The sequence below is a fragment of the Streptomyces sp. NPDC002868 genome, from assembly GCF_055563295.1.
The window spans coordinates 1-2,229 of record NZ_JBVHDR010000082.1 but is presented as its reverse complement, the minus strand read 5'-3'; the positions used below and the strand labels follow the sequence as shown (position 1 = coordinate 2,229).

Genomic DNA, 2,229 nt, shown 5'->3' with positions numbered 1-2,229 from the left:
AACACCACATCTACAAGCTCATTGACATCACGCACTCCATGTCAACGACGCCCCTTCACCCTGCGTTACCACCGAATGTGAGACAGGGCCGAACGTCTTACAGTCCCCGCTGTGGGCGCACCGCGACCGGGACCCGCTCGACGAGCCGCGCGCCCGCCTGGTCGATACCCACCGCGACCTCGTGAAGTCAGAGACGTCCCTGACGTTCTACCGCGTCCTGCTCCAGCGCCTCGGCTCCGGCGAGTTCCCCGTCGACGAGGCGCTGTTCGCACGTATCGACCGGTCCGTTCCCAGATGAAACAGGCGGCGGCCATCCGCGACGAACACCAGTCGAACGTCTTGGCCGCACTGGAGCCCATCGAGACCGCCGCCCGCACCCAGCCCCCGGACGAGGGCCGGGAGTTGTCCGCACCGCAATTCGCCGCGCTGCTGGCCATCGCCCAGGGCGCCAAGCTCCACGAGCACCTCCTCACGGGGCGGCTGTCGGTCGTCACCGCCTCCGGCACCCGCGTCGCCTACAGCCAACTCCAGCGCCTGGAAGAGGCCGGCCTGCTAGGGCAGCACATCGCGAGCGGGCAGGACATGCTCACGGTGCTGGCTGAACACCACACGGAAGGTGACCAGCACAGCTGCTGCGTTAATTGCACTCTCGTGAGCTCGTTGAGCGGGGCGACGTCGAACCTCGCTCAAGGAGCTCTCTATGGCGCCGACGCCCCACGCTGAGCTGGTCGAGGGCCGTGTTGACGTTCCTCGCGTTGACCGGGTCATCGAGCTGGACACGCAGTACCCGCCGTACATCGTCTTGGACGCTACCGGTGCGGTGGTCGAACCCACGCGCGCGTACGTGCGAGATCTCGCGCTCGGCGACAACAGTCAGCTGACCGGGCGGAGCTACGCGCACGACCTGCTGCGTTGGTTGCGGATCCTTTTGGCCCATCGAGGCCCTGCACCACATCCGCGACGTCACCGTCGCCGAGGACGCCTCCCAACTCCGCACCGGCAACGCACCCCGAGCGATGGCCACCTGGCGCAACCTCACCATCGCGCCCTCCGCCTCGCAGGCGTACACGGCATCGCCACCGCCCTGCGACACAACGCCCGCGACCCGAAGCGACCACTCGCCCTTCTTGGCCTAACATGATCACAAAGCGGTCCCCTTCTTCCCGGGACGGCTTCGCGCGGCTTGCCCGGTCAGCAGTGGCAGAGCAGTTGGACGATCAGCGCGTCCTCGGCCAGCTCGCGCAGGTAGGTGTCGGCAAGACGCCAATACGCCTCCGCCTCGGACTCCTCCGAGCGGAAGCTGCCGAGCGGGCTCGCGTTCCAGGGGTCGGTCCACTGTCCGTCGAGGGTCAGCAGCGCAAAGGTGGGCACAGCCGTGGCCGCCGCGCGCTCGACATAGTCGTACTCGCCACAGGCGAAGAGGGCGACAGGGTCCTGCGACGCGAAACTGTTCGGGTAGTGCCTGTCTCCTCCTTGGATCGCGTACTGCGCGAGAGCCTGCACCAGCGGTTGGGCCAGATGCTCGCGCTTGGCCCGGTCCATGTCGGGCGAGCAGACATCGGAGTCGACGCCGTAGCGCGCGAAGAACTTCGACAGGGGCTCAGCCGGCGGATGCTCGGCAGAGATTCGGTCCCACACCGCCCAGGTTGCTGCCGCATCTGCGGCGCTGATCGCACGCATGCCCTCCAGGTCGAGCAGGCCGCGTGGCCCCCCGTCGCAGCGCAGCGGCCCTCGCGGGCGAGGCTCGCCGCTCGGCCAGGTCAGCTGGTGGAGCAGGCGGGGATCCCCGTCGTACTCGGGGCGAACGACCAGATTGTCGTAGCTGGACATGTGCCACCAGTCCCATTCGCCCTGCGGGTTGCAACCCTCCTCCCCGCTGACCGGGTCGATGTTCAGGCCGAAGGGAAGCATCGCTGCGGCGATTGCGGTGACGGGATCACCCAAGGCAGAAGGAGGAAGGCTGACCGTCACCCTGAACTTCGACATGCTTCCTCCGTGATCACCCGTCTCCGAGCGGATCAGGATACGCCGACCGGGTGAGGTCTGATCAGCTTTGAAATGTAGCTGATTGATCTTCTGGCTCACAGCGCCGAGTTCACCCTGCCGGAGGTGCGGGCCGGGCTGTCAGACAAAGGGCCCTGTCTCACATTCGGTGGTAACGCAGGGTGAAGGGGCGTCGTTGACATGGAGTGCGTGATGTCAATGAGCTTGTAGATGTGGTGTTTTCGG

General features: G+C 66.4%; 2 protein-coding genes. One reads left to right on the top strand and one right to left on the bottom strand.

Annotated features, from left to right (window positions below):
* Positions 1 to 294 precede the first annotated feature (294 nt).
* On the top strand, positions 295 to 723 hold the full coding sequence (locus ACZ3H8_RS40775; protein WP_467410429.1) for a hypothetical protein: 429 nt from the start codon (positions 295 to 297) through the stop codon (positions 721 to 723).
* A gap of 468 nt (positions 724 to 1,191) precedes the next feature.
* Here ACZ3H8_RS40775 and ACZ3H8_RS40770 read toward each other — a convergent pair whose 3' ends face one another.
* Positions 1,192 to 2,085, bottom strand: a complete 894-nt coding sequence (locus ACZ3H8_RS40770) for a hypothetical protein (RefSeq protein WP_467410427.1) — start codon at positions 2,083 to 2,085, stop codon at positions 1,192 to 1,194.
* Positions 2,086 to 2,229: the final 144 nt, after the last annotated feature.

Bases quoted from the DNA above. Each gene is read 5' to 3' on its own strand.
- ACZ3H8_RS40775 (WP_467410429.1), top strand. From the start codon at position 295: ATGAAACAGGCGGCGGCCATCCGCGACGAACACCAGTCGAACGTCTTG.